Here is a 26,024-nt window from a genome sequence, read left to right on the forward strand (position 1 = left end):
CATGGACTCCGATTTCAACCTGCTCAAGCCTTCGCCCGGCGGTGCCAGCGCCACGCCGGCCCAGGCGCTGGGTCCGGCAACCCGCTGGCCCGAGGCTGACCCCAATAATCCACTCGGCCCACAGGTCGGGGTCAACCCGCTGGTGGCCTGCGCCAACGACCTGCTCTATATCGCCAGCCGCATCCGCCATTCCCAGCAGCATCAAGATGGCCAGGCGCTGCGCGACTTCCTGGCTGCCAAGATCCGCAGCTTCGAAGACACCGCCCGCGCCCAGGGCATCCGCCACGAGAATGTGATCGCGGCGCGCTATGTGCTGTGCACCGTGCTCGACGAGTTCGCCGCCAGCACACCGTGGGGCGGCTCGGGCAGCTGGGGTCGCCACAGCCTGCTGGTCAGCTTCCATAACGAAACCTGGGGCGGCGAGAAGGTTTTCCAGCTGATGTCGAAACTGGCCGAGAACCCGGCCGGCAACCGCGATCTGCTCGAGCTGATCTATATCTGCCTGTGCCTGGGCTTCGAGGGACGCTATCGGGTGATCGACGGTGGCGCCGCCCAGCTCGACACGCTGCGCCGCCGCCTGCTTGAGCTGCTGCGCCAGCAACATGGTGAATACGACCGCAGCCTGTCGCCGCATTGGATGGGAGTCAGCACCGAGGTCAAGCGCAAGGCCATCATCCCGCTGTGGGTCGGCGCAGCGCTCGCGGCCGCCTTGCTGATGGTGGTGTTCTTCGCGTTCAGCATCATGCTCAACGGCGCCTCCGACCCGGTGTTTGGCGCCATCCAAAGCATCCGCAGCCGCGCCCCGGCGCTGGCGCTCGACAAGCCGGCGGCCCAGCCGCGTCTGGCCAAGTTCCTCGAACGCGAAATCGCCGAGGGCCTGGTGACAGTGGCCGACCATGAGAACCGCTCGGTGGTCACGATCCGTGGCGACGGTCTGTTCGAATCGGGCAGCGCCGAGATCCGCGCCGAGTACCTGCCGGTGCTCGACCGGATCGGCACCGAGCTGACCCGGGTCAAGGGTCAGGTGCTGGTGACGGGTCATACCGACAATCAGCCGGTACGCAGCTTCCGCTATCCGTCGAACTGGCACCTGTCGAAAGCCCGTGCCGAGGCCGTGCGCGATGTGCTGGCCGGCAAGGTCGAACCGCAGCGCCTGTTGCTCGAAGGCCGCTCGGACAGCGACCCGGTCGCCGCCAACGACACGCCGGCCAACCGCGCCCGCAACCGTCGCGTGGAAATCACGCTGTTCGTCGCCAAGTAACCATGCCGGGCGGCCCTGGCCGCCCGGACTTGCCCGAGTCGTATGATGAGACGCTTTTTCGGATTCCTGTTTAATCGCTGGTTGCTGATCGCGCTGGGTTTCCTGTGCTTTGCACTGGTGGTCTGGTTCGTCGGCCCTCTGATCGCCATCGCCGAATGGAAGCCGCTGGCGCCGGTGTGGGTGCGGCTGACCCTGATACTGGGTGTGATCGGCCTCTATCTGCTGCGTCAGCTCTACCGTCTGGCGCGCACGCTCTACGCCAGCCGCAAGATCGAAGCCGGCATGGCCGGGCGCGATACCAAGCTGGGCGAACCCACGGCCGAACACGACGAGCTGGGCCAGCGCTTCAACGAAGCCCTGGCCATCCTCAAGCAGGCGCGCGTCCAGGCAGCTGGCGGCGGCTTCAAGGGCTGGCTCGCCAAGCTCGACACCAGCCGTCATCTCTATCAGTTGCCCTGGTATGTGATCGTGGGCGCGCCCGGTACCGGCAAGACCACGGCGCTGGCCAATTCGGGCCTGCAATTCCCGCTGGCCGACAAATACGGCGAGGAAGGGGTGCAGGGCGTCGGCGGCACGCGCAACTGCCACTGGCTGTTCAGCGACCGGGCCGTGCTGCTCGACACCGCTGGCCGCTACTCTACCCACGACAGCAACAAAGCCGCCGACGGCGCCGAGTGGGCCAAGTTCCTCGGCCTGCTGTCGCGTCACCGGCCGCGTCAGCCGATCAACGGCGTGCTGGTGGCCATCAGCGCCACCGACCTGATGCAAAGCACCTCGGTCGAACTCGATATCCAGGCCAATGCCCTGCGCGCCCGTATCCAGGAATTGCGCGACGAGCTGAAGATCGACTTCCCGCTCTATGTGCTGATCACCAAACTCGACCTGCTGGCCGGCTTTGGCGAATTCTTCGACGACCTGACCGCCGAAGAGCGGGCCCAGGTCTGGGGCATGACCCTGCCGCTGCCCGCTGCGGGCGAGCAGGTGGCATTCGACAGCGTCAGCGCCGAATTCGACGGTCTGATGGACCGGCTCCATGCCCGTCTGCTCGACCGGCTCGAACGCGAGCGCGATGCCGGCCGGCGTGAACGGCTCTACGCCTTCCCGCAGCGCTTTGCGGTGCTCAAGGCGCCGCTGGCCGAATTCACCCGCCGCGTGTTTGCCCAGACGCCCTATCAGGAGCGCAGCCTGCTGCGCGGCATCTATTTCACCAGCGGCACCCAGAGCGGCCAGCCGGTAGACCCACTGCTGGGCCGGGTATCGGACGCCCTGGCCGTCGAGCGCGGCGACAACCAGTCGCGCAGCGCAGCCGTCAACCGCAGCCACTTCATCAGCCGCCTGCTGACCGATGTGGTGTTTGCCGAAGCGGGCCTGGCCGGTCTCAACCGGCGCTGGCAGCGCCAGCGGATGCTGCTCGCCGGCGGCGGTTACGCCAGTCTGGCCTTGCTGTCGGTGGGCGCGCTCGCCGCCTGGACCGTCAGCTACTTCCGCAACCAGGACTATATCGACACGGTCGCCAAGCAAGTGCCGCCCGTGCGCACCCAGGTGGAAAAGCTGGGCAGCCCCGAAACCGGCCAGCTCAGCGATCTGGTACCGGTGCTCAAGGCCGCCTACAACGTTGCCTCGACCCCCGAGGTGACACGCGAGGATTCGCCGCTGGCCATGCATTTCGGCCTCTATATTGGCGACAAGCTGCACGCCTCGGCCGACAACGCCTACCAGCGCCTGCTGCAAGACGCGCTGCTGCCGCGCATCGCGCTGCGGCTTGAGGACCAGCTCAAGTCTTCAGAAGACCCCGAATTGCAGTACGAGGCGCTGAAGACCTATCTGATGCTGCATGACAGCAACCATTTCGACGCCACCGATTTCAAGGCCTGGGTAATGGCCGACTGGGAAACGGCCCTGGCACGCGAAGTCACCACCGAACAGCGGACCGAACTTGAGCGTCATCTCGATGCGATGCTGGCCAGAAAGCCGCTGATCAGCCCCTTGCCGATGAATCAGCAACTGGTGGCCGAGGCCCGCGAGAAGCTACAGCAACGCACCCTGCCCGAGCGGGTCTATGGCCGGATCAAACGACTTGGCGTCGGCGAAGATCTGCCCGCCTTCAAGATCAGCGAGGCAGCCGGCCCGTCGGCCATGCTGGTGTTCACCCGCGCCAGCGGCGAGCCGCTGACCAAGGGCGTGCCGGGCTTTTTCTCGGTACGCGGCTATTACCAGGCCTTTACCAAGGCAGTCGACAAGGTGGCCGTCACCATGGCGGCCGAACAGGTGTGGGTCCTCAACGTCAAGGTCGGCCCTGATGGCAAGCCGCTTGGCGAGACCATCGACCCGATCGTGTTCAAGCGGCTCAACGAGGATGTGCGCCGGCTCTATCTGATGGAGTACGCCAATACCTGGGAGCGCTTTGTCAACGATATCCGCCTGATCCAGTTCGGCAATCTGCAACAGAGCGTGCGCGCTGCCCGTCTGTTGTCGGCCGCCGACTCGCCGCTGTCGAATCTGCTGCGTGGCATCGTGCGCGAAACCTCGCTCACCCAGATCGCCGAGGAGAACAAGACCATCACCGACCGCGCCAGCGAGGCAGTGGTAGGCCAGAAGAACAATCTGCTGCGCCTGATCGGCCAGAACGACCCGCTGGCCGGCAAGTCGCAAGGCACGACCGGTCGGATCGAGCGTATCGTCGACGACCGCTTCGAGGGCCTGCGCCGGCTGGTGATCAGCCCGACCCCGGGCGGGGCGGCGCCGCTCGATGCCTCGCTGTCGCTGATGAACGAGTTCTACACCTATCTGACCGCCACCGAGACCGCCGTCCAGTCGGGTTCGGCGCCGCCGCAGAGTGATCTGCCGACCCGGCTCAAGGCCGAAGCCGACCGCATGCCCGAACCGATGCGCTCGATGATGCAGTCGCTCTCCACCGCGGGCGTGTCGCAGGCCCTGGTCGAGACACGCAAGAATCTGTCGAGCCATCTGGGTTCGGCCGTGGGCGACTTCTGTAGCAAGGCGATCAACAGCCGCTACCCGTTCAATCGCAATGCCTCAAGCGATGTGCGACCGGAGGACTTTGCCAAGGTCTTCGCCACGGGTGGCGTGCTCGATGACTTCTTCCAGCGCAATCTGGCCAGCTTTGTCGATGTCACCAAGAAGCCCTGGACCTTCCGCAAGGTCGGCGAAGGCAGCATGGGCGACAGTTCCGGCGCGCTGATCCAGTTCCAGCGTGCTGCCACGATCCGCGACGTGTTCTTCCAGGGCGGCGCGCGGACGCCGTCGCTGCGGCTCGATTTCAAGCCAGTCGAGATGGATGCCAGCCTGATCCAGTCCACGCTCGATATCGACGGCCAGCTGGTGCGTTACAGCCACGGCCCGCAGACCTCGACCACCGTCACCTGGCCCGGCCCCAAGGGCGGCCATCAGGTGCGGCTGTCGCTGACCGGCACCGGTGGCGCCGAAGTGGGCGGCCTGAGCTTCGAAGGCGCCTGGGCCCTGTTCCGCGCCATCGACCGCGCCCAGGTGACGCCAGGATCGCAGCCCGAGCGCTTCCGCGTCAGCTTCGATATCAACGGCAAGAAGATCCAGTACGAAGTCACGGCCGGCAGCGTGCTGAACCCGTTCCGTCTAGCCGACCTGGCCCAGTTCCAGTGTCCGGCGCAACTGTGAGGCCTGCTTATGCATGACCTGCCCGTCGCCGGTTGGTACGGCAAGATTCCGGCCCTGTCCGATTTCGCCTCGCGTCGGCTCGACCCGGCCTTTGTATCAGGCTGGGATAGCTGGCTGCGTGCCTCCCTGCTGGCCAGCCGCGAGCGGCTTGGCCAGTCCTGGCTGGAACGCTATCTGACCGCCCGGGTATGGCGCTTTCTGATTACCCCGGGCGTGCTCGGCCCCCATGCCGCCATGGGGGTGATGATGCCCAGTGTCGATGGCGTCGGCCGCTATTATCCGTTCGCCATCTGCGCCCAGCTCAGCACGCCTTGGGTATCGCGGCTGACCCGCGCCGACAGCCTTGCCTGGTTCGACCAGATCGAATCGGTGGCGCTGGCGGCGCTGGCCAAGAATCTGTCGCCCGAGCTGATCGACGAGGCGCTGGCGCGGATTCCCGTGCCGCGCGGATTGCCTGACGACAGCCAGCTCGACGATTCGGTCGCCCGGCTGGTCGACGGCTGGCATCTGCGGCCCGACTCGACCGGGATGGTGCGGCTCAATGGCGGCCGCACCCTCAATGACGCCCTGCTGTGTCTGGGCCGCGCCAACTTCAGCCGACTGGTCGAAGGCAAGACCCTGTGGTGGACCGGCGCCAGCGAGGGCATACCGCCCATGCTGGTGCGCTACGACAGCATGCCGCCGCCGCACAGCTTCGCCCACTTCCTGCAACCGGGCAGTTAAGGCGATGGACAGTCCGCCGCTGCGCGACCAGCTCCGACCGGCCCTGCTTGACCGGCTGACCGACCATCATGTCGACAATCGCCATGATGCGGCCGAGACGCCTGGACTACGCCGCAATGACTATCAGGACAGCGTGCAGCGCGATCTGGCCTGGCTGCTCAATGCCATCCGACTCGAAAGCAATATCGATCTGTCGCCCTACCCGGAAGTGCGCAACTCGGTGGTCAATTTCGGTCTGCCGGCCTTTTCGGGCAGCATGCTGGCCACGCTCAATCCGCTCGATCTGGAAAAGGCGATCCATAGCGCCATTCTCCGCTTCGAGCCGCGTATCGATCCGGCTTCGCTGGAAGTCAAGATGATCGATTCGGAAGACATGACCCACCACAATCTGCTGGGTTTCCGGATCCGTGGCATGTTGTGGGCCCAGCCTTATCCGATCGAATTGCTGCTTCGCACCCAACTCGACATCGACTGCGGCGAATTCCGCCTCGAAGCCGAATAAACCGCCATTTTTCCCGCCCTGCTACCGCGTCGATGAATCCGCGTTTTCTCGAACTGTATAACCAGGAACTCCGCCACGTCCGCGAGACCGGGGCGGAGTTCTCCCGTGCTTTTCCCAAGATTGCCCGCCGGCTCGGCATGGGCGGGATCGAGGTCGAAGACCCTTATGTCGAACGGCTGCTCGAAGGCTTCGCCTTTCTGGCTGCGCGGGTGCAGATGAAGCAGGAGGCCGAGTACCCCGAGTTCTCGCTCCATCTGCTCGATCTGGTCTACCCGCACTATGGCGCGCCGACCCCGGCCATGGCCATCGCCCGCTTCGAGCCGGCCGCTGCGGCCAATCTGAGCGAGGGCTATGCGATTCCGCGCGGCTCGCGCCTGCGCACCCGGGTACCCACGGGCGAACAGTCGGAATGCGAATTCCTGACTGCCCATCCGCTGACGCTCTGGCCACTCGATATCGAGTCGGTGCGCTACCAGCCGCATCTGGCCGATCTCCATCTGCTGCGTACTGGAAACGAAAATGCCACAGGTGCGCTACGCATCAAGCTGCGTCTGAGACAAAACGCAAATTTCAAGCAACTCTATATCGATGAGCTGCCGATCTGCTTCAGCGGCTCCGAAGAAACCGCCTACCGGCTGGCCGAACTGGTGCTCGGTCATAGCTGCGGCGTGGCGGTGGTCGACGCCGAGCGGCCCGACCGGCCGGTGCCGGTGCGGCCGGCCAGCCATGTCGCGCCGGTCGGTTTCGACGATGCCGAAGCGGTCCTGCCCTACCCGAACCGTTCGTTCGGCGGCTACCGGCTGCTCCATGAATACTTCGCCTTTCCGCAGCGCTTCCTGTTCTTCAATCTGAAGGGACTGGGCCAGGCGCTGCGCCAGGTCGACGGTAACTGCGTCGAGGTGGTGATACTGCTTGAGCGCAACGACGATGTGCTGGCGCCCCTGATCGACCGCAACAGCCTGGCGCTCTACTGCACGCCGGCGATCAATCTGTTCGAGAAGCGGATCGACCGGATCGAACTCAACGAGCCGCGCATCGAGCACCATCTGGTGCCGGAAAAGCGCCGCCCGCTCGACTACGAGGTCTTCCAGGTCCTGTCGCTCGAGGGCTATACCCATTCGCAGCACGAAGAAGTGCGCTTTCACCCCTTCTATGCCGGCTACGACACCAGCCTGCCCGAGCGGGCCGAAGCCTATTTCACCGTGCGGCGCGAGCAGCGCATCCTGGCCGAGAACCGCCGCCGTACCGGGCATCGCTCGGCCTATCTGGGCAGCGAGGTGTTCGTCTCGCTGGTCGACCCCAAACGGGCGCCCTACCAGCAGACCCTGAAGCAATTGGGCGGCACGGTGCTCGCCACCAACCGCGATCTGAGCCAGCTGTTGCAGATCCATGGCCATGGCGACTTTGCGCTGCGCGAATCGGCCCCGGTCGATAATGTGGCCTGCCTGCGCGGGCCGTCGGCGCCCATTTCGGCCCTGATGGGCGGCGAAATTGCCTGGCGGCTGATCAGCCATCTGTCGCTCAACTACCTGTCGCTGGCCGAACTCAAGGACGACGGCGCGGTGCGCGCCCTGCGCGAGCTGCTCAAGCTCTACGCCCTGCGCGGCGACCCGGCCTTGCTGCGTCAGGTCGATGGCATCAATGCGCTCAATGTCGAACCGGTGACCCGACGGCTGCCCGGCAATGGACCGATCCTGTTCGGCCGGGGCCTGGCGATCCGTATCGGCATCGACGACGACTATTTCGCCGGCACCACCCCGTTCCTGCTTGGCATGGTGCTCGAACGCTTCTTCGCGCGGCATGCTTCAATGAATTCGTTTACCGAGACCACGCTGGTCTCGCGCAACCGTGGAGAACTGAAACGATGGCCGGTGCGGATCGGTACTCGCCCGGTGTGCTAGCGCTGTGGCAGGCGGTAGAGGAAGCCCCTTACCGCCATCAGTTGTTTGCGGTGCTGCGTCAGATCGAGTGTCTGCATCCCGAAATGCCCCGGCTTGGCCGGGCCAGCCGACCCAGTGCCGAGCCGGTCCGGCTGGGCCAGATGCCGGCGCTCGATTTCGCCCCGGCCGAACTGGCCCGGCTGGTATGGCAGGACCGTACCCCGCCCCGGCTCGAAGTGCGCTCGTTTGGCCTGTTCGGCCCGGCGGGCGCCATGCCGATCCATCTGTCGGAATACGCCTGGGACCGGCTGCACAATAACCGCGACGAGACGCTCGCTCGGTTTGCCGATGTGTTCCATCACCGGATGCTGTTGCTGTTCTACCGTGCCTGGGCCGACGCCCAGCCCACGGTCAGCCACGACCGGCCCGACGATGACCGCTTTGCCCGCTTTGTCGGCGGCCTGTGCGGCTATGGCTTCAAGACCCTGCTTGGCCGCGATGCGGTGCCCGATGTCACCAAGCTGTTCCATGCCGGCCTATTGAGCCGTCAGGTGCGCAACGCCGACGGGCTGCGCCAGCTACTGTTCAATTATTTCCGGGTCCCGGTCAGCGTCGAGCAGTTCCATTTCCGCTGGCTGACCGTGCCCGCCGAGCAGCGCACATCACTGGGCGCGCGCAATTCGGCCGCCCAGCTTGGCGTGGGCACGCTGGCCGGGTCACGGGTGCCCGATCGGCAAAGCAGTTTCCGCATCGTGTTAGGGCCGCTGGATTTCCATGAATACCAGCGCTTTCTGCCCGGCAGCCCCAGCGTGACCCAGTTGCGTGACTGGGTGCGCAACTACCTGGGTTATGAATTTACCTGGGATGTACAACTGATCCTCAAGAAGGAAGCCGTGCCGCCGTGCCAGTTGGGCGGCGCCCAGCTTGGCCGTACCGGCTGGATCGGCCGTGAGCCGCGTCAGCGCGATGCCGACGATATGGTCCTGGAGCCGGAAACGGCCTGATTTCCTTTCCACCGCGAATGACAAGGAGTGCCGCCATGCCGCGCCATCGTTTCCTGCTGCCTTTGACGCTTACGCTTGCAGGCGCCGCCGTGTCCGCCGCCCCGGCCGCCGATCCGCTGTGCAGCGGCGCCGCCGAATGCCGCAGCAAAACCCTCTGGAGCGGCAAGGGCCGCTCGGCTGCACGGCTGGTGCAGGTCCAATTCCCGCGCAGCGACCAGTTCAAGGGTTGCGAGCAGCCGGTCGGCGCCGCGCCCGAGACCGTGACCCGGCTCGCGCTGATCCAGGCCGGCAAGCCTGCCCAGTGGCTCAAGACCGTGTGCTATCGCGGCGACGCCTTCAGTGCCGTGGTCAAGGCCCATCGGCTGACCCTGAGCCATAGCGGCCAGCGCGACAACGAGCGCTGGACCCGCACCGAAACGCTTTCGCTGCCCGAACTGCGGCTGCTCGCCACCATCGAGCGCAATACCCGGCCATTTGGCGTCAATGCAGTCGAAGAAGGCACCGAATGGGACCAGCGCGCGCTGCAAGGCCGCCAGCAGACCCGCCTGCCCAAGACCGCCGGCGGCAATGCCGATGCCTTGCTGATCCCGGCGCTGCGCGATATCAAGGGCTATAACTGGCGCCGCCATCTGCTTGGCACCTGCGCCCTGACCGTCGATGCCGGCGGCCGACGCGGCTTTGTGCTGCAAGGCAAGCCGACCCGGCCAAACAGCGCCCAGCTCAAGCTACTGCGGCTGGGCAGCCAGGGACTGGTGGTCGAGATCGGCGACGATATCTGGGTGCGGCCGGGTGCCAACCCGGCCAGCGGCGACCATTTGCAGCTCTGGTTCGCCAGCGCGGCGCTCGGCGCCAACCCGACCGTGCAGCAAAAGGTTGACCGCAGCGTGATCGGCTGGGCCATCGACCCGTTCACCGGCCAGACCCGCCTGCTGGCCGGCAGCGCCACCGTGCCGCCCAAGGCGCAAAGTGTGCCGATCGATGCCGGCCGGCGCCGTCGGCTCTATATCGAGCTGCCGCCCACCGAACGGCTCACGGTCGCCTATGCCGACAACGACGACGGCCGCCAGGTGGCGCGTCTGGTCTCGAGCAGCCAGCTCGACCCCAACCGGGCCCATACCCTGGGCAGCGCCATCAATGCCGACCCCAATGCCAAGGAAGCCGGCTGCGTGGTCAACGGCGACTACCTCGATAACCGCTTCCCGGCGGGCCTGCCGTTGCCGCTACAGGACAAGGACTGAAACAGAAAAATTCGGGAAAAATGGCTGCCAGACAAGCAGCCGTTTTTGTTTGAAAAGGAAAATTTACTTCCATGAAGCCTCAATCTGTCGATATTTGCCGTTACGCATGATGGCATCGAGGCCACGGTTGAATTTCTCCAGATAGTGCGGCGCATCGGGGTGCTTCTTCGAGAAGGCGATATACAGCCCCGCCTCGGTGACCACCCCGACCGGCTTGAAACGGCCGCGGAAATCGGCGGCGTTTTCGGCCATCAGATACTCGGCCACTTTTTCGTAGGCGATCACATAGTCGACCCGCCGTGCCAGCAGCTTGCGAAAGCTGTGTTCATCGCGGTTGGAGACGCTGCGCAGGATGCGCGGATTGCGTTCGAACTCCTCGCCATATTCATAGCCATTGGTGACGCCCACCACCCGGCCTTCGAGCTGGCGCAGGGTCAGATCGCTGTCGCGCGAATGGCTAGGCGCATAGATCTGGACCCGCGCCCGGAACAAGGGCTGGCGATGCCAGAAATAGCGCTCTTCGAGCAGACTGTTGCGCGCTGCATCAAAGCAGCCGACCAGCTTGCCGACCCGAGCCTCGGCCATACAGCGGGCATAGGGCAAGGCCACCAGACTGACCTCGACCCCGACCGCCTCATAGGCCGCCCGCACCAGATCGACCGCAAAACCATGGGCCTCATTGCCCACCTTGGCGGCATAGGGTGCCCAATCGTCCTCCACCCCCAGCGTGACGCTGTCAGCCTGCGCGGCAACGGCGCACAGCCATAAGATGCTCAACCACGACGGTTTCATTGCAGCCTTTCTCCCTGCGAGCCGGTGATCGCGCCACGTGGCGCTATTACAGTTTGTAGCTGCTTAGCCTCCACCCTGCCCGGCTGACCCACTGCGGGATTGTTGCCATGCCATTGACATCGGCGGCCGCGTACAATGCCGTTTTTCGCCGCAACTGAGCAAAACAAGGAATAAGTGGATGATTTCCCGTGTATTACGCCATACCGTGCTGTTTGCCGCCCTTCTCGGCGCCGGTTTCGCCCACGCGGGCGAACCTGAGCTGATCGACGCCCAGAAATGGCTCGAGCAGACCAAGGTCGAAAAGAACCGCCGCATGCTGAACGGCCTGCTGGAAATCAAGAACCGGCTTGAACAGGCCAGTCAGATCAAGACCCGGCTGCTGCTGCAAAACGACGACGACATCAATGCTTTTGCCAGTGAACTCGAAGGCGAGAAGGTCATCGTGTTCAACCTCGGCCTGATCGAAACCTTCGAAGACGACCGCGACGCCATCGCCGCCGTCTATGCCCACGAGCTGGCCCACCACGCCAAGGACCATATCGGCAAGGGCAAATCGACCAGCACCGCACTCGGTGTGCTGGGCGCCCTGGTCGGAGCGGCGATCGACTACAAGCTGGGCGGCGGCCGGCTCGGCTCGCGCGCCAGCGGTTTTGCCGCCACCTTGCTCGACCGCAAATTCAACCGCGACCAGGAACGCGAGGCCGACAGCGCCGGCATTCCCTGGCTGGTGGCCGCTGGCTACAACCCGCAGGGGGCGATCCGCATGCATCGCACCCTGCTGGCCCAATCGGACAACGAACAATTCAGCATGATGCAGACCCACCCGACCAGCGAAGAGCGGATCGAGCGGCTGGAGAAGCTGATCCGCGACGACCCCGCTGCAGTGCAACTGGCCAAGGTCGACAAGGCGCGGCTATTTGAAGCGCCGCCGCCCGAACAGCAGGCGGCCAGCTCGTCGCACCAGCACGGCCCCGGCGCCAAGACGCCCGACGCCAAGCTGCTCGAGCCGATCGAAGGTGTGACGCTCGACGCTTTTGCCAAGATCTCCAATGAACTGACCTATCAGCAGAATGCGGCGGCGGTCTACCGCAAGCACGGAATCAGCGCCGACAAATACCAGCGCGTCTCGGCAGGCTTTACCGCGCGGATGGCGGCCGACCAGAGCTTTGCCCTGAGCGAGCACTACAGCGGCCGCTTCCTTGCCGCCAGCCAAGGCCCGTACGCCCGCTACGGCACCGACGTGGCCCAGGCCATGAAGGGCGGCCGACTCAAGGAATCGCCCCCGATCACACTTGAGCAATATGTGGCGATCAGCCGGCAGCTCCAGCAGCAGGGTGAGCTGGCAGCCGACCCCAAGGCGATGGCGCAGCTGCTCAAGCCCTATCGGCTCAGCAGCTATGACTGGGTGCTGGTGCAGAACTGGTGGGGCCGCAAATTCAATGAAGACAGCCAGATGATGCAGCGCTATATCACCCTGCTGAGCCAGCAGGAGGAAGAGGCCTCCTAAATCGGACGGCGCTTGTTATGTTTGCTCATAAGAGCTAGTCTGTATGCTCAAAGGAGCAGATCATGCCACGCGCCAGCAAAACCTCTGTAGTCGAGCCACCGCCGATTTCCCTGATCAACTTCCGGGAAATCCACCGTTCCACCGCCACACGCCGGGTCGAGCTGATCCGGCACGGCGTGCGGGCCGTGGAACTCAAAGCCATGGTGCGGATGATGGATGCGTCGCAGGACCGGATGTACAAGCTGCTGCGTCTGTCGCCCGCCACGATCAACCGCAAGGCCAGCCGCGACGAAGCGCTGTCGATGGAAGACAGCGAACGGGTGGTGGGCATGTCCAATCTGATCGGTCAGGTGCAGACCATGGTCGAGCAATCGGGCGATCCAACCGGTTTTGATGCGGCCAAATGGCTGGCCCATTGGATAGAAGAGCCGCTGCCGGCCCTCGGTGGCGCGCGGCCGGCCGATTATCTCGACACCATGGAAGGCATCCGTCTGGTGGCCAATCTGCTCGCCACCATGCAAAGCGGAGCCTATACATGAGCCGGACCGTGTGGCGGATCGCCGCCGACACCCCGGACTACACAGCAGATGACCTCAGCGGCACCGGCGCCAAGATCACCGGCGGGCGCTGGAATCGCACCGGCGTTCCCATGCTTTACTGCGCCGAAAACGTGGCGCTGGCCTGCCTGGAAACCCTGGTCCATCTCAAGGCAAGCGGGCTGCCGCTCAATCGCTATCTGGTCAGGATCGACATTCCCGACCCGGTCTGGGCCGCCGCCCGCAAGCTGACGGCAGAAAGCGCACCGGTCGGCTGGGATGCCATGCCGGTCGGCAAGGTCAGCCTCGATTTCGGCGACGCCTGGGCTGCCAGCCTGGCCTCGGCCATCTTGCTCGTCCCTTCGGTCATCGTACCCGACGAACAGAATATCCTGATCAACCCGCTCCACCCCGATGCCCGCCAGCTCAGCGCCACCAAGCTGCGCCGTTGGGCCTACGATTCCCGCGTCGGCTGACAATCTCCATAAAAAACGCCAGACCGAAGTCTGGCGTTCTGCATGACGGGTCCGTCGGCTCACTCGAAGTGATAGGCGATATCGCCCTCGTCCACCCCAAGCGTGATCCGGCTGAGCGGCTGGGCTTGCGACATCCGGGTCAGGATTTCGGTCGACAGGCGCGGCAATACCGTCTGGGTCAGGATGGCGTCGATCATCCGGCCACCGCTCTCGATTTCCTGACAGCGGCTGCCCACCAGTTGCACCAGCGCATCGTCGTAGCTGAGCGTGATGCCGTGGTTGGCCGCGAGCCGGCGCACGATGCGACCCAGTTGCAGCCGGATGATGGCGGCCAGCGTGGCGTCGTTGAGCGGGTAGTAGGGCACGGTGGTCAAGCGTCCCAGCAGGGCTGCCGGAAAGACATCGAGCAGCGGATCGCGCAGTGCCCGCGAGATGGCTTCCGGCGTCGGCGTCTCTTCGGGATTGCGGCACAGATGCATCACCAGATCGCTGCCGACGTTGGAAGTCAGCAGGATCACCGTGTTCTTGAAGTCGATATAGCGGCCTTCGCCATCTTCCATCCAGCCCTTGTCAAAGACCTGGAAGAAGATTTCATGGACATCAGGGTGGGCCTTCTCGATCTCGTCGAGCAACACGACGCTATAGGGCCGGCGCCGCACCGCCTCGGTCAGCACGCCGCCTTCGCCATAACCGACATAGCCGGGCGGGGCGCCTTTGAGGGTCGAGACGGTATGTGCTTCCTGGAACTCGCTCATATTGATCGAGATCAGATTCTGCTCGCCGCCATAGAGCAGCTCGGCCAGCGCCAGCGCCGTCTCGGTCTTGCCGACGCCCGACGGACCGACCAGCAGAAACACGCCGATCGGCTTATTGGGGTCGTCGAGCTTGGCGCGCGAAGTCTGGATGCGGCGGGCAATCGCCTCCAGACCATGGTCCTGACCGATCACGCGCTCGGCCAGCGTGCTGGACAGTTTCAGCACCGCTTCGATTTCGTTTTTCACCATCCGACCGACCGGGATGCCGGTCCAATCGGCCACCACGGCAGCGACGACCTGTTCGTCCACCGATGGCAGAATCAGCGGCGAGTCGCCCTGCAACTCGGCCAGTTCGTGCTCCAAACCGCGCAATTCGCCAATCAGCGTCTCGCGCTTGGCTGCGCGTTCGGCTTCACTCATTGCACTCTCGGCGGCCTCGCTGCCTTCGGACCCGGCAGCTTCAGCGGACGGCTCGGTAGCGGCTTCAGCCGGTTTGCCCTCGGCTTCGGTCTGCTTGCCTGAATCGGGGTCGATAGACAGTGCCCGCAATTCGGCGCGCAGGGCCAGAATCTGGTCGGCGAGTGCCTTTTCCTGTTCCCAGCGCCCATCGAGCGTGGCGATTTCGCCGTTGAGCTTGTCGAGCTCGGCATCGATGGCAGCGCAGCGTTCAGCCCGGTCGTGGCCGATGGCTTCTTCGCGGCGCAGGATATTGCGCTCGGTCTCGAGCGCCTCGACACGGCGACGGGCGTTTTCCAGATCGGCCGGAATTGCATGCTGGCTGACCGCTACACGGGCGCAGGCCGTGTCGATCAGGCTGACCGCCTTATCGGGCAACTGCCGCGCCGGGATATAGCGATGCGACAGCTTGACGGCGGCGGCCAGCGCCTGGTCGAGAATCTGGACGCGGTGGTGTTTTTCGAGCTGGCCGACGATGCCGCGCAGCATGGCAGTCGCCTTGGCTTCGTCGGGCTCGTGTACCTGGACCACCTGGAAGCGTCGGGTCAGCGCCGGGTCCTTTTCGATGTGGCGCTTGTATTCGCTCCAGGTGGTGGCGGCGATGGTACGCAGCGTACCGCGCGCCAGGGCCGGCTTGAGCAGGTTGGCCGCATCGCCCGTGCCGGCCGCGCCACCTGCACCGATCAGGGTATGGGCCTCGTCGATAAACAGGATGATTGGTTTGGGCGAGGCTTGCACTTCATCGATCACCTGGCGCAGCCGGTTCTCGAATTCACCCTTCATGCTGGCGCCGGCTTGCAGAAGACCGATATCAAGCGTGCGCAGCGACACATCCTTCAACAGCGGCGGCACATCGCCACGCGCGATCCTGAGCGCCATGCCTTCGACCACGGCGGTCTTGCCGACGCCGGCCTCACCGGTAAGGATCGGGTTGTTCTGACGGCGCCGCATCAGGATGTCGATCATCTGACGGATCTCATCATCCCGGCCCGTCACCGGATCGAGTTCGCCCTTTTTGGCGCGCTCGGTCAGATCGACCGAATAGCGGCCCAGCGCTTCCTGCTTGCCCATGGCCGCCGGGGCAATGGCGTCGCTGGCCTCACCGGGCGCGCCCTGGGTCTCGGCATGCGCCATTTTGTCTTCGGGCGAGTTGGCGACGATGGCGGTCAACTGGTTGGCCAGGACGTTGTCGTCGATGCGCTGGAATTCATTGGAAATCTTGAACAGGGCGTCGCGCAGATATTTGGTGCGCAGAATCGCCAACAGCAGATGGGCACCACGGACCCGGGCGTCGCTGTATTTGAGGGTGGCGTAGACCCAGGCACGCTCGACCGCGTTTTCCAGATCGATGGAGAGATCGACCGAGGTGGAATTCTTCGGCAGCCGTTCGATAAAGCCCGTCAGATCGCCCGCCAGCCGACCGGCATCAATGCCGAAATGGCGCGCTACCCGATGCAGATCGGAATCGTCGAGATTGACCACCTGATTGAGCCAATGCGCCAGCTCGACTTTGGGATGGCCGCGCAGCTTGGCGAATACCGTGGCGCTTTCGACGGCTTTATAGAGAAGCGGATTGAGTTTGCCGAACAGGGCGGCGCGACTGATCTCGGACATAAGGGAATCGATACCGGAAAGAAGGGCGTGCAATCACGATAAAAACCTGCGGTGGGCTCAGCAGCGGGGCTGTATCCCAGCCGCAAGGCGGCTTGACGGCCGGAAAAGCCTAAGTCAAAACTATGACATCCGCAATATTTAGCATCTCCGCAACTTTTAATATTTGGGTGTTTATTTCCCCAATTGGCGGAAAATCGAATCGATCATCCAAGATGGCGCGCAGAATAAAGCTGACTTTTCAAAGCTCAAGCGCCAACTTTCACCAAAATCCCGACTTTTTCCCGATGGTATAATTTCGGCCGCACAAAAAATCCCGGCAAAGGTGACAAGATGAAGATCTTCCTGAGCGACCGACCGGCTACGGCAGGCTTTTTCGACCGTGACGACGGCGGCACCATTGGCCGCGCACCGGCCAACCATCTGATGTTGCAGGGCTTTGCCGATATTTCCCAGGTTCACGCCTCGATCGAGCGGATCAACGGTAAATGGCTGGTCAAGGATCTAGGCGATCTGCTGCCCGTGCTGCATAACGGCCGCGCCCTCGGCTACGGCCGCCGCGCCGACCTCAACGACGGCGATGAACTGCGGATCGGCGAAGCCGTACTCAAGGTCGATCTGCACGCCACCGACCACGCCGCCTCCCGATCCGCCGCACCGCCCTCTCACCTTGTGCCCACTGCGGTTGCCAGCGTCGCCGAACCTATGCTGGCAACAGCAATCCCCCAAACAGCCAGCACCGCCACCGCCGCGTCCGGCACTGCCGACCCGTTTGCGCCGAGTCCGACGCCAAGCCGCCTCCCAGACGATTTCGACCCGCTGGCAACGGCAACCACCCAAACAGCCAGCACTTCCACCACCGCGTCCGGCACGGCCGACCCGTTTGCGCTGAATCCGACGCCAAGTCGCCTCCCAGACGATTTCGATCCGCTGGCAACGGCAACGACCCAAACAGCCAGCACCGCCACCACCGCGTCCGGCACAGCCGACCCGTTTGCGCCGAGTCCAACGCCAAGCCGACTTCCGGCCGACTTCGATCCGTTTGCCCCACCGCTTGCCCAATCGACGAGCAGTGCGCCGGCACCGCGTCCTGACAGCACTGCGCTGTTCAAGCTGACCCCGGCGCCTGATCGGGTCGATCCACTGGCCAAGCCGGCAACGAGCACGCCGGCACCGAGTCGTCTGCCGGACGATTTCGACCTGCTTGTCACGCCCACGCCGACTGCCAGTACGGACAGCTTCGGCCAGTTCGGCACCCAGAAACCGATCGAGCACAAGCCAGAAGTGGCGACCAGCACACCGGCGCCGATCCGGTTGCCGGACGACTTTGACCCGCTTGCTCCCACGCCGGCCAGCAACAACCACGGCATTTCGCTGGAGGAATTTGCCGCCACCGCTGCGCCGCCTCCGCCGCTGCCGCCGGTCAAGCCCGACGATGACTTCGACCTGCTGGGCAGTCGGACTCACCGTCCGACCCAGTTCACCTCACACGAGCGCAGCCCGTTGCCGGCCCAGGCCACCGATCCGTTTGCGTCGAACAACACGCCGCAGCGCTCGCCGCAGGTCGATCCGTTCAGCCTGTTCAACGCCCCGGCCGCTGCCACACCGCAGCCCACCGCTTCTGTGCCACCGCCGCCTTTGTCGTTGCCGGCTGACTTCGACCCGCTGGCCGGCATCGACCTGCCCCCGGTCGAGACGCCGGCACCTGCGCCGCAACCGGCGCCCGTGCCGACGCCCAAGGCCACCGATCCCTTTGCCGACACCTTTGCCTTCCGCTCGCCGCCTCCACCGCCGCCTCAGAGTGCCTATCACGCCTTGATGGAGGCCGCTGCGCCCAAGCCACTTTCGAGCAGCCCGCCGCCATCGGCTTCGATGCTGGCCGCCTTGCAGGAAGACCCTTTCAGCGCCAAACCAGCGCCGATATCGCCCAGCAACCGGCTCGGGGTCGATCCCTTGGGGCTGGAGACCGAGAATCTGCTCAACCCGATGCACCACCGCGACAATCTCGACCCGACCCGGCACAAGACCGAGAGCATCGACGATCTGTTTGGTCTGGGCAGCGGCGGTACCGATCCGCTGGCGCCGGGCGGTGTGTTCGATCTGACGCGCGACCCGCTGTCGAGCGACAGCAACGCACTCGATCTGCTCAGCCCGCAACTGCCGCCGCAGCAGACCACCCAGGCAGACCATACGCCGGGCATTCACAGCACGATGAGCATCATTCCGGCCAGTGGACAGGCCGCTGCGCAGCCACGTCCGGCCAGCCCGGCACCGGCGCCGATTCCTGTTGCCAGCCCGGCACCAGCCCCGGCGACAGGTCAGCAGGATTCGCTCGATGATCTGTTTGGATTGGGGAAAGACTCGGGGTCGTCGAAGTCGCCGTTCTAATGATCGACTTCACAGTGGCGTCCACGCTGCCCTGAGCTGATCAAGTGGATCAAGCGTCAGGCCGTGCGCCGTCTCGGGGTCCAATACCAGCCTCAGCGAGGACCGAAACAATGGTGCGTTATGCCGCTTTGCGGCTAACGCACCCTACGAGTCGGTGAAGCTTGAGCGCTGCGCCCAAGGACACTCTTTCGGCCAGGCGACGCATAAACAACCCCGGCAAGCTCCGCCCATCAAGGGAAGTGTTGCCGGGGTATTCTTCAGGAAGATTTATTTTTTCTTAAATCCAGCGTCTCATCTTGCAGACATTTTTCCTGAAATTTTCCTTATAGGCTGACCCAGGCAACGGTCCACCTTCCCAGCTCGGACAAGGTGGAGGCCAGCCTCAACGCTGATAGATGGTCCGGTAGCTGCCGCGCTGCACCATCTGGCTGAAGCTCTCCATAGCGGTCGCCCCGACGCCGTAGCCCACCAGCAGTTGCAGCGGTGCCAGGCTGCGCAGATCAAGCGGGGTCGGCAGCGGCGTTAACACATGGCGATCGAGCGCGCCCTGGCGCTGATAGGCCAGGTCGCAATCGGTGCAGTAAGCCTGCCAACCTGCCGGCGTCAGGAAATACAGAGACTGCCCCGCCAGCGCCGCCACAAACAGCGCCCCGCTGCGGCCACGGTCGGGTTCGGCCACCGTCAGCATCACATCCCTGATGACCGCAGCGGACGGGTCGGCCACCGTCACCGTCTCGGGCGTCACCTGCCAGGGCAGGCTGGTGCCGATGATGTCACCGAATACCAGCTCGCGCCGGCTGGCGCGAGCGCCCAGGTCCGAGCCGATATCCTGGTCGGCCAATGCACCGCTCATGGTCGCCGCGCCGCCCACCGTCAGGGTCAGCGGTCCGCTCTTGGCTGTGGCCGCCGCCATGACCTGCAAGCCATCGATGGTCAATTTATGTGGGCCGTTCGACGCGAGATTCCACGATTGGCCGAGCGTCAGCCGCAGGCTGCCGCCCTCGGCCGCCAGCGTGGCCGAGACACCCGGCACTTGCCGGCCGGCCATATCGGTCACCAGCACGCCCGGCCGCATCGCCGGGTCGAAGCTCACTCCGGCAGGCAGCCGGATGCCCACGGTGCGATTACCCGAGGTATCGAGCGCCTTGGCTGCCGCTTCATGGATCATCAAAGGCGGCAATGCCATGGCCGGCGCGCCGGCCGTAAGTCTGACCCGCTGGGCCGGCTCGATCTCGCCATAGCGGGTGGCGTCGATGACCTGGGCAATCCGTACCTGACCGCGATACGGTGCATCGACCGTCAGCATCACCTCGTCGCCGGCACGGGCGGCAGAGAGGTCGAGCCGCAGCGGCGAGGCGCCGCCAAGCAGCAAAAAGCCTGCGCGGGCATTGCCCGGGTCCGCGGCAAGCGGCAGCGTCACCGTTTCCGCCGCCTGAGCGATCTCGACCGGTTGCGGCGTGGCCAATCCTTCGCCATCGGCCTGGGCGAGCAGTCGGCTGCCGGCGACAAAGCGCACCGACGAGCCGCCCAGACTCAGCCGCAGCGTGCCGTTCAACACCCCGGCCTGCCGCTCCTGCAAGCGAATCCGCTCGCCCAGCGCCACTTCGCGCCGGCCGCTGTAGAGCTGGTGGGCGCCGCCATCGAGTGCGGTGAGGCCAAGCAGGGTGTCCGACTTGGCCGTGTTGACGCTGAACACCGACTGGGTGGCCCCCACCCGCAGCGTGGCCGCCGTGCTGGCGCCCGGCTGCATCGCGGCAAATGCTCTCAGGCGCACCCGGTCACCGGCATAGATCTGACCCGGCTCGCTGGTAAAGGCGCCGCCATTGACCTGGTAGAAACCACCCACGACGCCGATTTCCCACGGGCCATGGGGGCCGGTCTGCATCCACTCGGCCGAGTCGGCCGCGATGCCCGGTTCGATATCGTCGGCACGACCAAACGGCAGCCGGGCCGGGCGGTTTTCCGGCGAAGCGCCGGGCCACGGGGCCGGGCCATCGCACGGCATGGTCCAGTCGCGCTGCAAGCCGTCGCAGCTCGCTTCCTTGGCCACCCCAGGCTCGCTGTAGGCCGACCAGGGCCGCGCCGCCAGCCAGCGGTTATAGCTCGGCACATCATCGACCAGCATGCTGAGGGTGAGGGAGTCGAGCCATGAGCCTTCAAGCCGGCTGAACGGGATGTAATAGAAGAAATTGAACCAGCGCGGCTGCGTCGATACGCCGCGCAGATCGGTATTGGGAAACACCCGGCCGGCCAGCGAACCCGCCGCGCCCACCCCGAAGCGTTCCTTGTCCTCAAAATCGATATAACCGGCCGGGCTACCCGGCACATAGCCAATCGAACAGCTGCGGCCAGCCTTGGGCAGCCCCGGGCAGAGATGCAGATCAGCCCCCGACGTACCCGAATAGGCGCCGAAGTTGGTGGTCATGGTGGTGCCAAGGTCGATCGCCGACACGCCAGGCGGCACCAGAATCTGTAGACGCAGCACGCTGCCCGGATGCAAAGCCCCGTCTTTCCAGCTCTTGGGCATATTGCCGGGTGGCGCGGCGCGCGAGTTGGCCACCGAATACGGATAGATCGCCGAACGAATACCCGGCTCGATCTTCAATACCGGAGCAAACGAAATCCGCAGCGGATCGATCGGACCGGCACCCGGCTGCTGGGCATACAGGCGCGGGGCGGAGTCGGTGATGTAGAAATTGGCAGAGGCGCCAGTCGCGGCAAAGGCAAGCGCCAAGGCCAGCGCAAGAGGACGACGGGAAGGCAGGGACATGAAGTGGTGGATTCCAAGGCAGACGGTTCTAAAGCGCTGCGGCCAGACGCCGAAGCAGAAGCGCCGTGATTGATAACATGGAACAGGCTTGACCTCCATGGGTGAAACTACCCAATCAGGACGAATCCCCATCATCGTCTTTTTATATATGAAATATAAATTTCACCCAATGACCTTGGAAAATTGTCTTAAACAAATATTTTCCATTTATTTCATAAGACACATAAGATAAAGCATTAATATTTCATATATTTTTAATTCATTGATCCTCCCCGTTCCCGCTCCGACCTTGACGCGAGCCATGGCATACTCGCGCCGCCATCATCCAAGGAGAAAAAGCCCATGAAAACCAAAGCAGCCGTCGCCTGGTCGGCCGGTGCCCCATTGACCATCGAAGAAGTCGATCTGGAAGGCCCGCGTGCAGGGGAAGTGCTGGTCGAGATCAAGGCCACCGGCATCTGCCATACCGACTACTACACGCTGTCGGGCGCCGACCCTGAAGGGCTGTTTCCGGCCATCCTGGGCCACGAAGGTGCGGGTGTGGTGCTTGAAGTGGGCGCCGGCGTGACGGGGCTCAAACCGGGCGACCATGTGATCCCGCTCTATACGCCCGAATGCCGCCAGTGCAAGTTCTGCCTGTCGCGCAAGACCAATCTGTGCCAGGCAATCCGCTCGACCCAGGGCCGTGGCCTGATGCCCGATGGCAGTTCGCGCTTCTCGCTCGATGGCCGGCCGCTGTTCCACTATATGGGCACCTCGACCTTCGCCAACCATGTGGTGGTCCCCGAGATCGCGCTGGCCAAGATCCGCCCGGACGCCCCGTTCGACAAGGTCTGCTATATCGGCTGCGGCGTCACCACCGGCATCGGTGCCGTGGTGTTCACCGCCAAGGTCGAAGCCGGCGCCAATGTGGTGGTGTTCGGTCTGGGCGGGATCGGTCTCAATGTGATCCAGGGCGCCAAGATGGTCGGGGCCGACAAGATCATCGGCATCGACATCAACCCCGAGCGCGAGGCCCTGGCCCGTCAGTTCGGCATGACGCATTTCGTCAATCCGAAGAACGTTGACAATCTGGTCGATCACCTGGTCCAGCTCACCGACGGCGGCGCCGACTACTCGTTCGAATGCATCGGCAACACCACCACCATGCGTCAGGCGCTGGAGTGCTGCCATAAAGGCTGGGGCCAGTCGATCATCATCGGCGTGGCGGCCGCCGGCGAAGAAATCTCGACCCGGCCGTTCCAACTGGTGACCGGTCGGGTCTGGAAAGGCTCGGCCTTCGGCGGCGCCCGGGGTCGCACCGATGTGCCGCGAATCGTCGATTGGTATATGGAAGGCAAGATCAAGATCGACGAACTGATCACCCATACCCTGCCGCTTGAGCGCATCAACGAGGGTTTCGATCTGATGAAGCGTGGCGAGTCGATCCGCTCGGTCGTGCTGTACTGAGGAAGCCACCATGGAATTGCTCGGCCAGCACCGCTGCTTCGGCGGCACCCAGCGTTTCTACCGCCACGACGCCTCCAGCATCGGCCTGCCGATGCGCCTCGCCGTCTTCGTGCCGCCGCAAGCCGAGCACGAAGCCCGGCCGGCGCTGTTCTATCTGGCGGGCCTCACCTGCACCGAGGAAACCTTCCCGATCAAGGCAGGCGCCCAGCGTCTGGCGGCCGAACTCGGCCTGATCCTGGTCGCTCCCGACACCAGCCCGCGCGGCGCCGGAATCGCCGGTGAGAGCGATCATTGGGATTTCGGTGTCGGCGCCGGTTTCTACCTCGACGCCACCACCGAGCCTTGGCAACGCCACTATCGGATGGAAAGCTATCTGACCCGCGAGCTGCCTGAGCTGTTGGCCCAAACCCTGCCGCTCGACCGGCAGCGACTGGGCATCTGCGGCCATTCGATGGGTGGCCACGGCGCGCTGACGCTGGCGCTGCGCCATCGCGGGCTGTTCCGCTCGGTCTCGGCCCTTGCCCCCGTCGCAGCGCCAAGCGACTGCCCCTGGGGCGTCAAGGCCTTTACCGGCTATCTCGGACCCGATCGCAGCACCTGGGCCGCCCACGATGCCAGCGCCTTGATGGCCGCCAGCAGCGAAGCGCCGTTCCCCGACGGCATCTTGATCGATCAGGGATTGGCCGACCAGTTCCTGACCGAACAACTGCTGCCCGAACGCTTCGAAGCCGCCTGCGCCAAGGTCGGCCAACCGCTGACACTGCGCCGCCATGAGGGCTATGACCACGGCTATTACTTCGTCTCCAGCTTTATCGGTGACCATCTGCGCTTTCACGCCGAAAGGCTGAATCGGCCCTGATCCGCCAGAAGCCGCGCAGCGGCGTGCACCATGGTGTCGGATATGCCGTGTCCCTGGATCGGGCATTGAAGACCCAACCCATGGTGCAGTCTCCCAGGAATGGTAGGTTCAGATACACGGTGAAGGTGGACCGGAACAAACACTCTTCCGGCTGAAAAGAAAAATGCGTTAGGCAGTCTTGCCTAGCGCATTTTTCTTGGATCGATCACAGGAGGCGCTGCATCGCTCTTGCTTGTCGTGGCAGAACAGAAGCATACGGAAACCAGTAAACGATAGCCTTTCTCGTCTGTAGGCTCTGAATGGGCCGTTCCCCGTCCGTACCACCTCCCAAGCCCAGCAAGCCGCCATGACGACCCGGCCCAAGCAAAATGACTATGGGATGGGTCCGCCGCATAGTCTACGATGGGGACGTACCATCCGTTCCCGGAGGCTTCCATGCCGCGTCCCGAGAAGATTCGCCTGGGCGATCTGTTGCAGCAGCAGGGGATGCTGAGCGAGGCACAGCTCGCCGCTGCCCTGGCGCAGCAAAAGCAGAGCGGCGCCAAGCTCGGCCGTATCCTGGTCGATACCGGTCTGGTCACTGAGGAGCAGATTTCCCAGGCGATTGCCCGGCAGTTGCAGATTCCGTTTATCGATCTGCGCGCGATCAATCCTTCGGCCAAGACCGTCTCGCTGCTGCCTGAAGCCGCTGCCCGCCGCTACCGCGCCCTGGTGCTCGAAGAGCGCAGCGACGGCCTGCTGGTCGGGATGGCCGATCCGTCCGACCTGTTTGCCTACGACGAGATCGCCCGGCTACTCAAGCGCGACCTGCTGCTCGCTGCCATCACCGAAGGCCAGCTGCTCGCCGCCATCGACCGGCTCTACCGCAAGACCGAAGCGATGCAGGGGCTTGCGCGCGAACTTGAGCGCGACCTCGGCAACGCCTATGTCGATATCGGCCAGACCGCCACCGGCGCCGAAGACGCTCCGGTGGTCAAGCTGCTCCAGTCGATGTTCGAAGATGCCATGCAGGTGCGTGCCTCCGATATCCATATCGAACCGCAGGAAAACCGGCTGGCGATCCGCTTTCGTATCGACGGCACGATCCATCTGCAAACCGAGTCCGATTCGCGTATCGCGCCCGCTGTGGTATTGCGGCTCAAGTTGATGTCGGGCCTCGACATCTCGGAAAAACGCCTGCCGCAGGATGGCCGCTTCAACGTCAAACTGGCCGGCCGCAGTGTCGATATGCGGATTTCCACCATGCCCACCCAATACGGCGAATCGGTCGTGATGCGGGTGTTGGCGCAGAACGCCGGCCTGCTCGACCTTGACCGGATCGGCATGCCCGAACCCATCCTCGCCGGCCTGCGCCGCGCCATCGACCGGCCGCACGGGCTTGTGCTGGTGACCGGGCCGACCGGCTCGGGCAAGACCACCACCCTCTACGCGGCGCTGAAAGAGCTTTCTTCGCCGCACAACAAGATCATCACCGTCGAAGACCCGGTCGAATATCGGCTGCCCGGGCTCAACCAGGTCCAGGTCAACGAGAAGATCGACCTCAGCTTTGCCCGGGTGCTGCGGGCCGCGCTGCGGCAGGACCCCGACATCATCCTGGTCGGCGAGATGCGCGACGAGGAAACTGCCCAGATCGGCATCCGTGCCGCCATGACCGGCCACCTGGTGCTCTCGACCCTGCATACCAACGACGCCATCTCCACCCCGGTGCGACTGGTCGATATGGGCGTGCCCAAATTCCTGCTGGCCAGCGCCTTGCTGGGCGTGATGGCCCAGCGGCTGGTGCGGATGCTCTGTCCGATCTGCGCCATCGATGCACCGCCCGACCCGCGCGAGATGGCCTGGCTCGAAAGCACGCTGGGGGAGCGCGCCGCCAGCGGCCGCTACCGCATGGCGCGCGGCTGCCAGACCTGCAACAACACCGGCTACTCGGGCCGGGCCGGGGTCTATGAATACCTCGAGATGAACGCCCAACTGGTCGAAGCGCTCAACCGGGGGGAGATCGGCGACTTCCCGCTGCGCGCCCGCGAGCGGCTGGGCCGCCATACCCTGCGCCACCATGCCGCCGAGCGTGCCTGGAGCGGCGATACCACCCCGACCGAAGCGATGAGGGTGGCACTGGAGAGCGAGGAATAGATCAATAGAAAAAATCCCGCAAAAGCACTG

At 64.4% G+C, this 26,024-nt stretch carries 17 protein-coding genes; 14 read left to right on the forward strand and 3 right to left on the reverse strand.

Going from position 1 to position 26,024, the window contains the following annotated elements; all coding sequences use genetic code 11:
• Position 1: 1 nt before the first annotated feature.
• Genes ACFOW7_RS20550 through ACFOW7_RS20580 form a run of 7 tightly spaced genes read left to right on the forward strand, consistent with a single transcriptional unit; the run spans position 2 to position 10,262 of the window.
• A complete protein-coding gene (locus tag ACFOW7_RS20550; RefSeq protein ID WP_378168182.1) occupies positions 2–1,261 on the forward strand; it encodes a DotU family type VI secretion system protein in 1,260 nt (419 codons plus the stop codon).
• A gap of 45 nt (positions 1,262–1,306) precedes the next feature.
• Positions 1,307–4,915: a type VI secretion system membrane subunit TssM gene (gene tssM, locus ACFOW7_RS20555; protein ID WP_378168184.1), complete on the forward strand. Its 3,609-nt coding sequence runs from the start codon at positions 1,307–1,309 to the stop codon at positions 4,913–4,915.
• Between the two features lie 9 nt (positions 4,916–4,924).
• Positions 4,925–5,638, forward strand: a complete 714-nt coding sequence (gene tagF, locus ACFOW7_RS20560; RefSeq protein ID WP_378168186.1) for a type VI secretion system-associated protein TagF — start codon at positions 4,925–4,927, stop codon at positions 5,636–5,638.
• A gap of 4 nt (positions 5,639–5,642) precedes the next feature.
• A complete protein-coding gene (tssE, locus tag ACFOW7_RS20565; protein WP_378168188.1) occupies positions 5,643–6,140 on the forward strand; it encodes a type VI secretion system baseplate subunit TssE in 498 nt (165 codons plus the stop codon).
• Positions 6,141–6,172: 32 nt separating this feature from the next.
• Positions 6,173–8,041, forward strand: a complete 1,869-nt coding sequence (gene tssF, locus ACFOW7_RS20570) for a type VI secretion system baseplate subunit TssF (protein ID WP_378168190.1) — start codon at positions 6,173–6,175, stop codon at positions 8,039–8,041.
• On the forward strand, positions 8,005–9,024 hold the full coding sequence (tssG, locus tag ACFOW7_RS20575) for a type VI secretion system baseplate subunit TssG (protein ID WP_378168192.1): 1,020 nt from the start codon (positions 8,005–8,007) through the stop codon (positions 9,022–9,024). The genes tssF and tssG overlap by 37 nt, the downstream gene beginning before the upstream one ends.
• Positions 9,025–9,059: 35 nt before the next feature.
• Positions 9,060–10,262 (forward strand): hypothetical protein, encoded by a 1,203-nt coding sequence (locus tag ACFOW7_RS20580; RefSeq protein ID WP_378168195.1) that lies wholly within the window; start codon positions 9,060–9,062, stop codon positions 10,260–10,262.
• Positions 10,263–10,325: 63 nt separating this feature from the next.
• On the opposite strand, the gene ACFOW7_RS20585 is transcribed toward ACFOW7_RS20580, so the two are convergent.
• A complete protein-coding gene (locus ACFOW7_RS20585) occupies positions 10,326–11,054 on the reverse strand; it encodes a substrate-binding periplasmic protein (protein ID WP_378168197.1) in 729 nt (242 codons plus the stop codon).
• A gap of 178 nt (positions 11,055–11,232) precedes the next feature.
• Here ACFOW7_RS20585 and ACFOW7_RS20590 point away from each other — a divergent pair, with 178 nt between their 5' ends.
• The 3 genes from ACFOW7_RS20590 to ACFOW7_RS20600 all read left to right on the forward strand — a co-directional run bounded on the left by ACFOW7_RS20590 (position 11,233) and on the right by ACFOW7_RS20600 (position 13,573).
• On the forward strand, positions 11,233–12,561 hold the full coding sequence (locus ACFOW7_RS20590; RefSeq protein ID WP_378168199.1) for a M48 family metalloprotease: 1,329 nt from the start codon (positions 11,233–11,235) through the stop codon (positions 12,559–12,561).
• A gap of 62 nt (positions 12,562–12,623) precedes the next feature.
• Complete coding sequence (locus tag ACFOW7_RS20595) at positions 12,624–13,100, forward strand: antitoxin Xre/MbcA/ParS toxin-binding domain-containing protein (protein ID WP_378168201.1); 477 nt, start codon at positions 12,624–12,626, stop codon at positions 13,098–13,100.
• Positions 13,097–13,573 carry an RES family NAD+ phosphorylase gene (locus ACFOW7_RS20600; protein WP_378168203.1) on the forward strand — a complete coding sequence of 159 codons (477 nt, stop codon included), beginning with the start codon at positions 13,097–13,099 and terminating at the stop codon, positions 13,571–13,573. Before ACFOW7_RS20595 ends, ACFOW7_RS20600 begins: the two co-directional genes overlap by 4 nt.
• Before the next feature lie 59 nt (positions 13,574–13,632).
• Here ACFOW7_RS20600 and tssH read toward each other — a convergent pair whose 3' ends face one another.
• Positions 13,633–16,398, reverse strand: a complete 2,766-nt coding sequence (gene tssH / locus ACFOW7_RS20605) for a type VI secretion system ATPase TssH (RefSeq protein ID WP_378168206.1) — start codon at positions 16,396–16,398, stop codon at positions 13,633–13,635.
• Between the two features lie 330 nt (positions 16,399–16,728).
• On the opposite strand from tssH, the gene ACFOW7_RS20610 reads away from it, so the two are divergent.
• Complete coding sequence (locus ACFOW7_RS20610) at positions 16,729–18,783, forward strand: FHA domain-containing protein (RefSeq protein ID WP_378168208.1); 2,055 nt, start codon at positions 16,729–16,731, stop codon at positions 18,781–18,783.
• A 382-nt stretch (positions 18,784–19,165) separates the two neighbouring features.
• Here the strand turns inward: ACFOW7_RS20610 and ACFOW7_RS20615 are convergent, their stop codons facing one another.
• Positions 19,166–21,553 (reverse strand): hypothetical protein, encoded by a 2,388-nt coding sequence (locus ACFOW7_RS20615; protein ID WP_378168211.1) that lies wholly within the window; start codon positions 21,551–21,553, stop codon positions 19,166–19,168.
• A 342-nt stretch (positions 21,554–21,895) separates the two neighbouring features.
• Here ACFOW7_RS20615 and ACFOW7_RS20620 point away from each other — a divergent pair, with 342 nt between their 5' ends.
• From ACFOW7_RS20620 to ACFOW7_RS20630, 3 genes are all read left to right on the forward strand, one after another.
• Entirely contained in the window at positions 21,896–23,002 is a 1,107-nt protein-coding gene (locus tag ACFOW7_RS20620; protein ID WP_378168213.1) for an S-(hydroxymethyl)glutathione dehydrogenase/class III alcohol dehydrogenase, read from the forward strand.
• A 10-nt stretch (positions 23,003–23,012) separates the two neighbouring features.
• Complete coding sequence (fghA, locus tag ACFOW7_RS20625) at positions 23,013–23,861, forward strand: S-formylglutathione hydrolase (RefSeq protein WP_378168215.1); 849 nt, start codon at positions 23,013–23,015, stop codon at positions 23,859–23,861.
• A gap of 435 nt (positions 23,862–24,296) precedes the next feature.
• Complete coding sequence (locus ACFOW7_RS20630; RefSeq protein WP_378168217.1) at positions 24,297–25,994, forward strand: GspE/PulE family protein; 1,698 nt, start codon at positions 24,297–24,299, stop codon at positions 25,992–25,994.
• The last annotated feature ends 30 nt before the right edge of the window (positions 25,995–26,024 follow it).

The organism is Chitinimonas lacunae, from assembly GCF_042650885.1.
GTDB lineage: Bacteria > Pseudomonadota > Gammaproteobacteria > Burkholderiales > Chitinimonadaceae > Chitinimonas_A > Chitinimonas_A lacunae.

What these genes read in the sequence shown, in the direction of transcription:
- ACFOW7_RS20550 (WP_378168182.1), top strand. Translation starts at nt 2, where the DNA reads ATGGACTCCGATTTCAACCTGCTCAAGCCTTCGCCCGGCGGTGCCAGC.
- tssM (WP_378168184.1), top strand. Translation starts at nt 1,307, where the DNA reads ATGAGACGCTTTTTCGGATTCCTGTTTAATCGCTGGTTGCTGATCGCG.
- tagF (WP_378168186.1), top strand. Translation starts at nt 4,925, where the DNA reads ATGCATGACCTGCCCGTCGCCGGTTGGTACGGCAAGATTCCGGCCCTG.
- tssE (WP_378168188.1), top strand. Translation starts at nt 5,643, where the DNA reads ATGGACAGTCCGCCGCTGCGCGACCAGCTCCGACCGGCCCTGCTTGAC.
- tssF (WP_378168190.1), top strand. Translation starts at nt 6,173, where the DNA reads ATGAATCCGCGTTTTCTCGAACTGTATAACCAGGAACTCCGCCACGTC.
- tssG (WP_378168192.1), top strand. Translation starts at nt 8,005, where the DNA reads ATGGCCGGTGCGGATCGGTACTCGCCCGGTGTGCTAGCGCTGTGGCAG.
- ACFOW7_RS20580 (WP_378168195.1), top strand. Translation starts at nt 9,060, where the DNA reads ATGCCGCGCCATCGTTTCCTGCTGCCTTTGACGCTTACGCTTGCAGGC.
- ACFOW7_RS20585 (WP_378168197.1), bottom strand. Translation starts at nt 11,054, where the DNA reads ATGAAACCGTCGTGGTTGAGCATCTTATGGCTGTGCGCCGTTGCCGCG.
- ACFOW7_RS20590 (WP_378168199.1), top strand. Translation starts at nt 11,233, where the DNA reads ATGATTTCCCGTGTATTACGCCATACCGTGCTGTTTGCCGCCCTTCTC.
- ACFOW7_RS20595 (WP_378168201.1), top strand. Translation starts at nt 12,624, where the DNA reads ATGCCACGCGCCAGCAAAACCTCTGTAGTCGAGCCACCGCCGATTTCC.
- ACFOW7_RS20600 (WP_378168203.1), top strand. Translation starts at nt 13,097, where the DNA reads ATGAGCCGGACCGTGTGGCGGATCGCCGCCGACACCCCGGACTACACA.
- tssH (WP_378168206.1), bottom strand. Translation starts at nt 16,398, where the DNA reads ATGTCCGAGATCAGTCGCGCCGCCCTGTTCGGCAAACTCAATCCGCTT.
- ACFOW7_RS20610 (WP_378168208.1), top strand. Translation starts at nt 16,729, where the DNA reads ATGAAGATCTTCCTGAGCGACCGACCGGCTACGGCAGGCTTTTTCGAC.
- ACFOW7_RS20615 (WP_378168211.1), bottom strand. Translation starts at nt 21,553, where the DNA reads ATGTCCCTGCCTTCCCGTCGTCCTCTTGCGCTGGCCTTGGCGCTTGCC.
- ACFOW7_RS20620 (WP_378168213.1), top strand. Translation starts at nt 21,896, where the DNA reads ATGAAAACCAAAGCAGCCGTCGCCTGGTCGGCCGGTGCCCCATTGACC.
- fghA (WP_378168215.1), top strand. Translation starts at nt 23,013, where the DNA reads ATGGAATTGCTCGGCCAGCACCGCTGCTTCGGCGGCACCCAGCGTTTC.
- ACFOW7_RS20630 (WP_378168217.1), top strand. Translation starts at nt 24,297, where the DNA reads ATGCCGCGTCCCGAGAAGATTCGCCTGGGCGATCTGTTGCAGCAGCAG.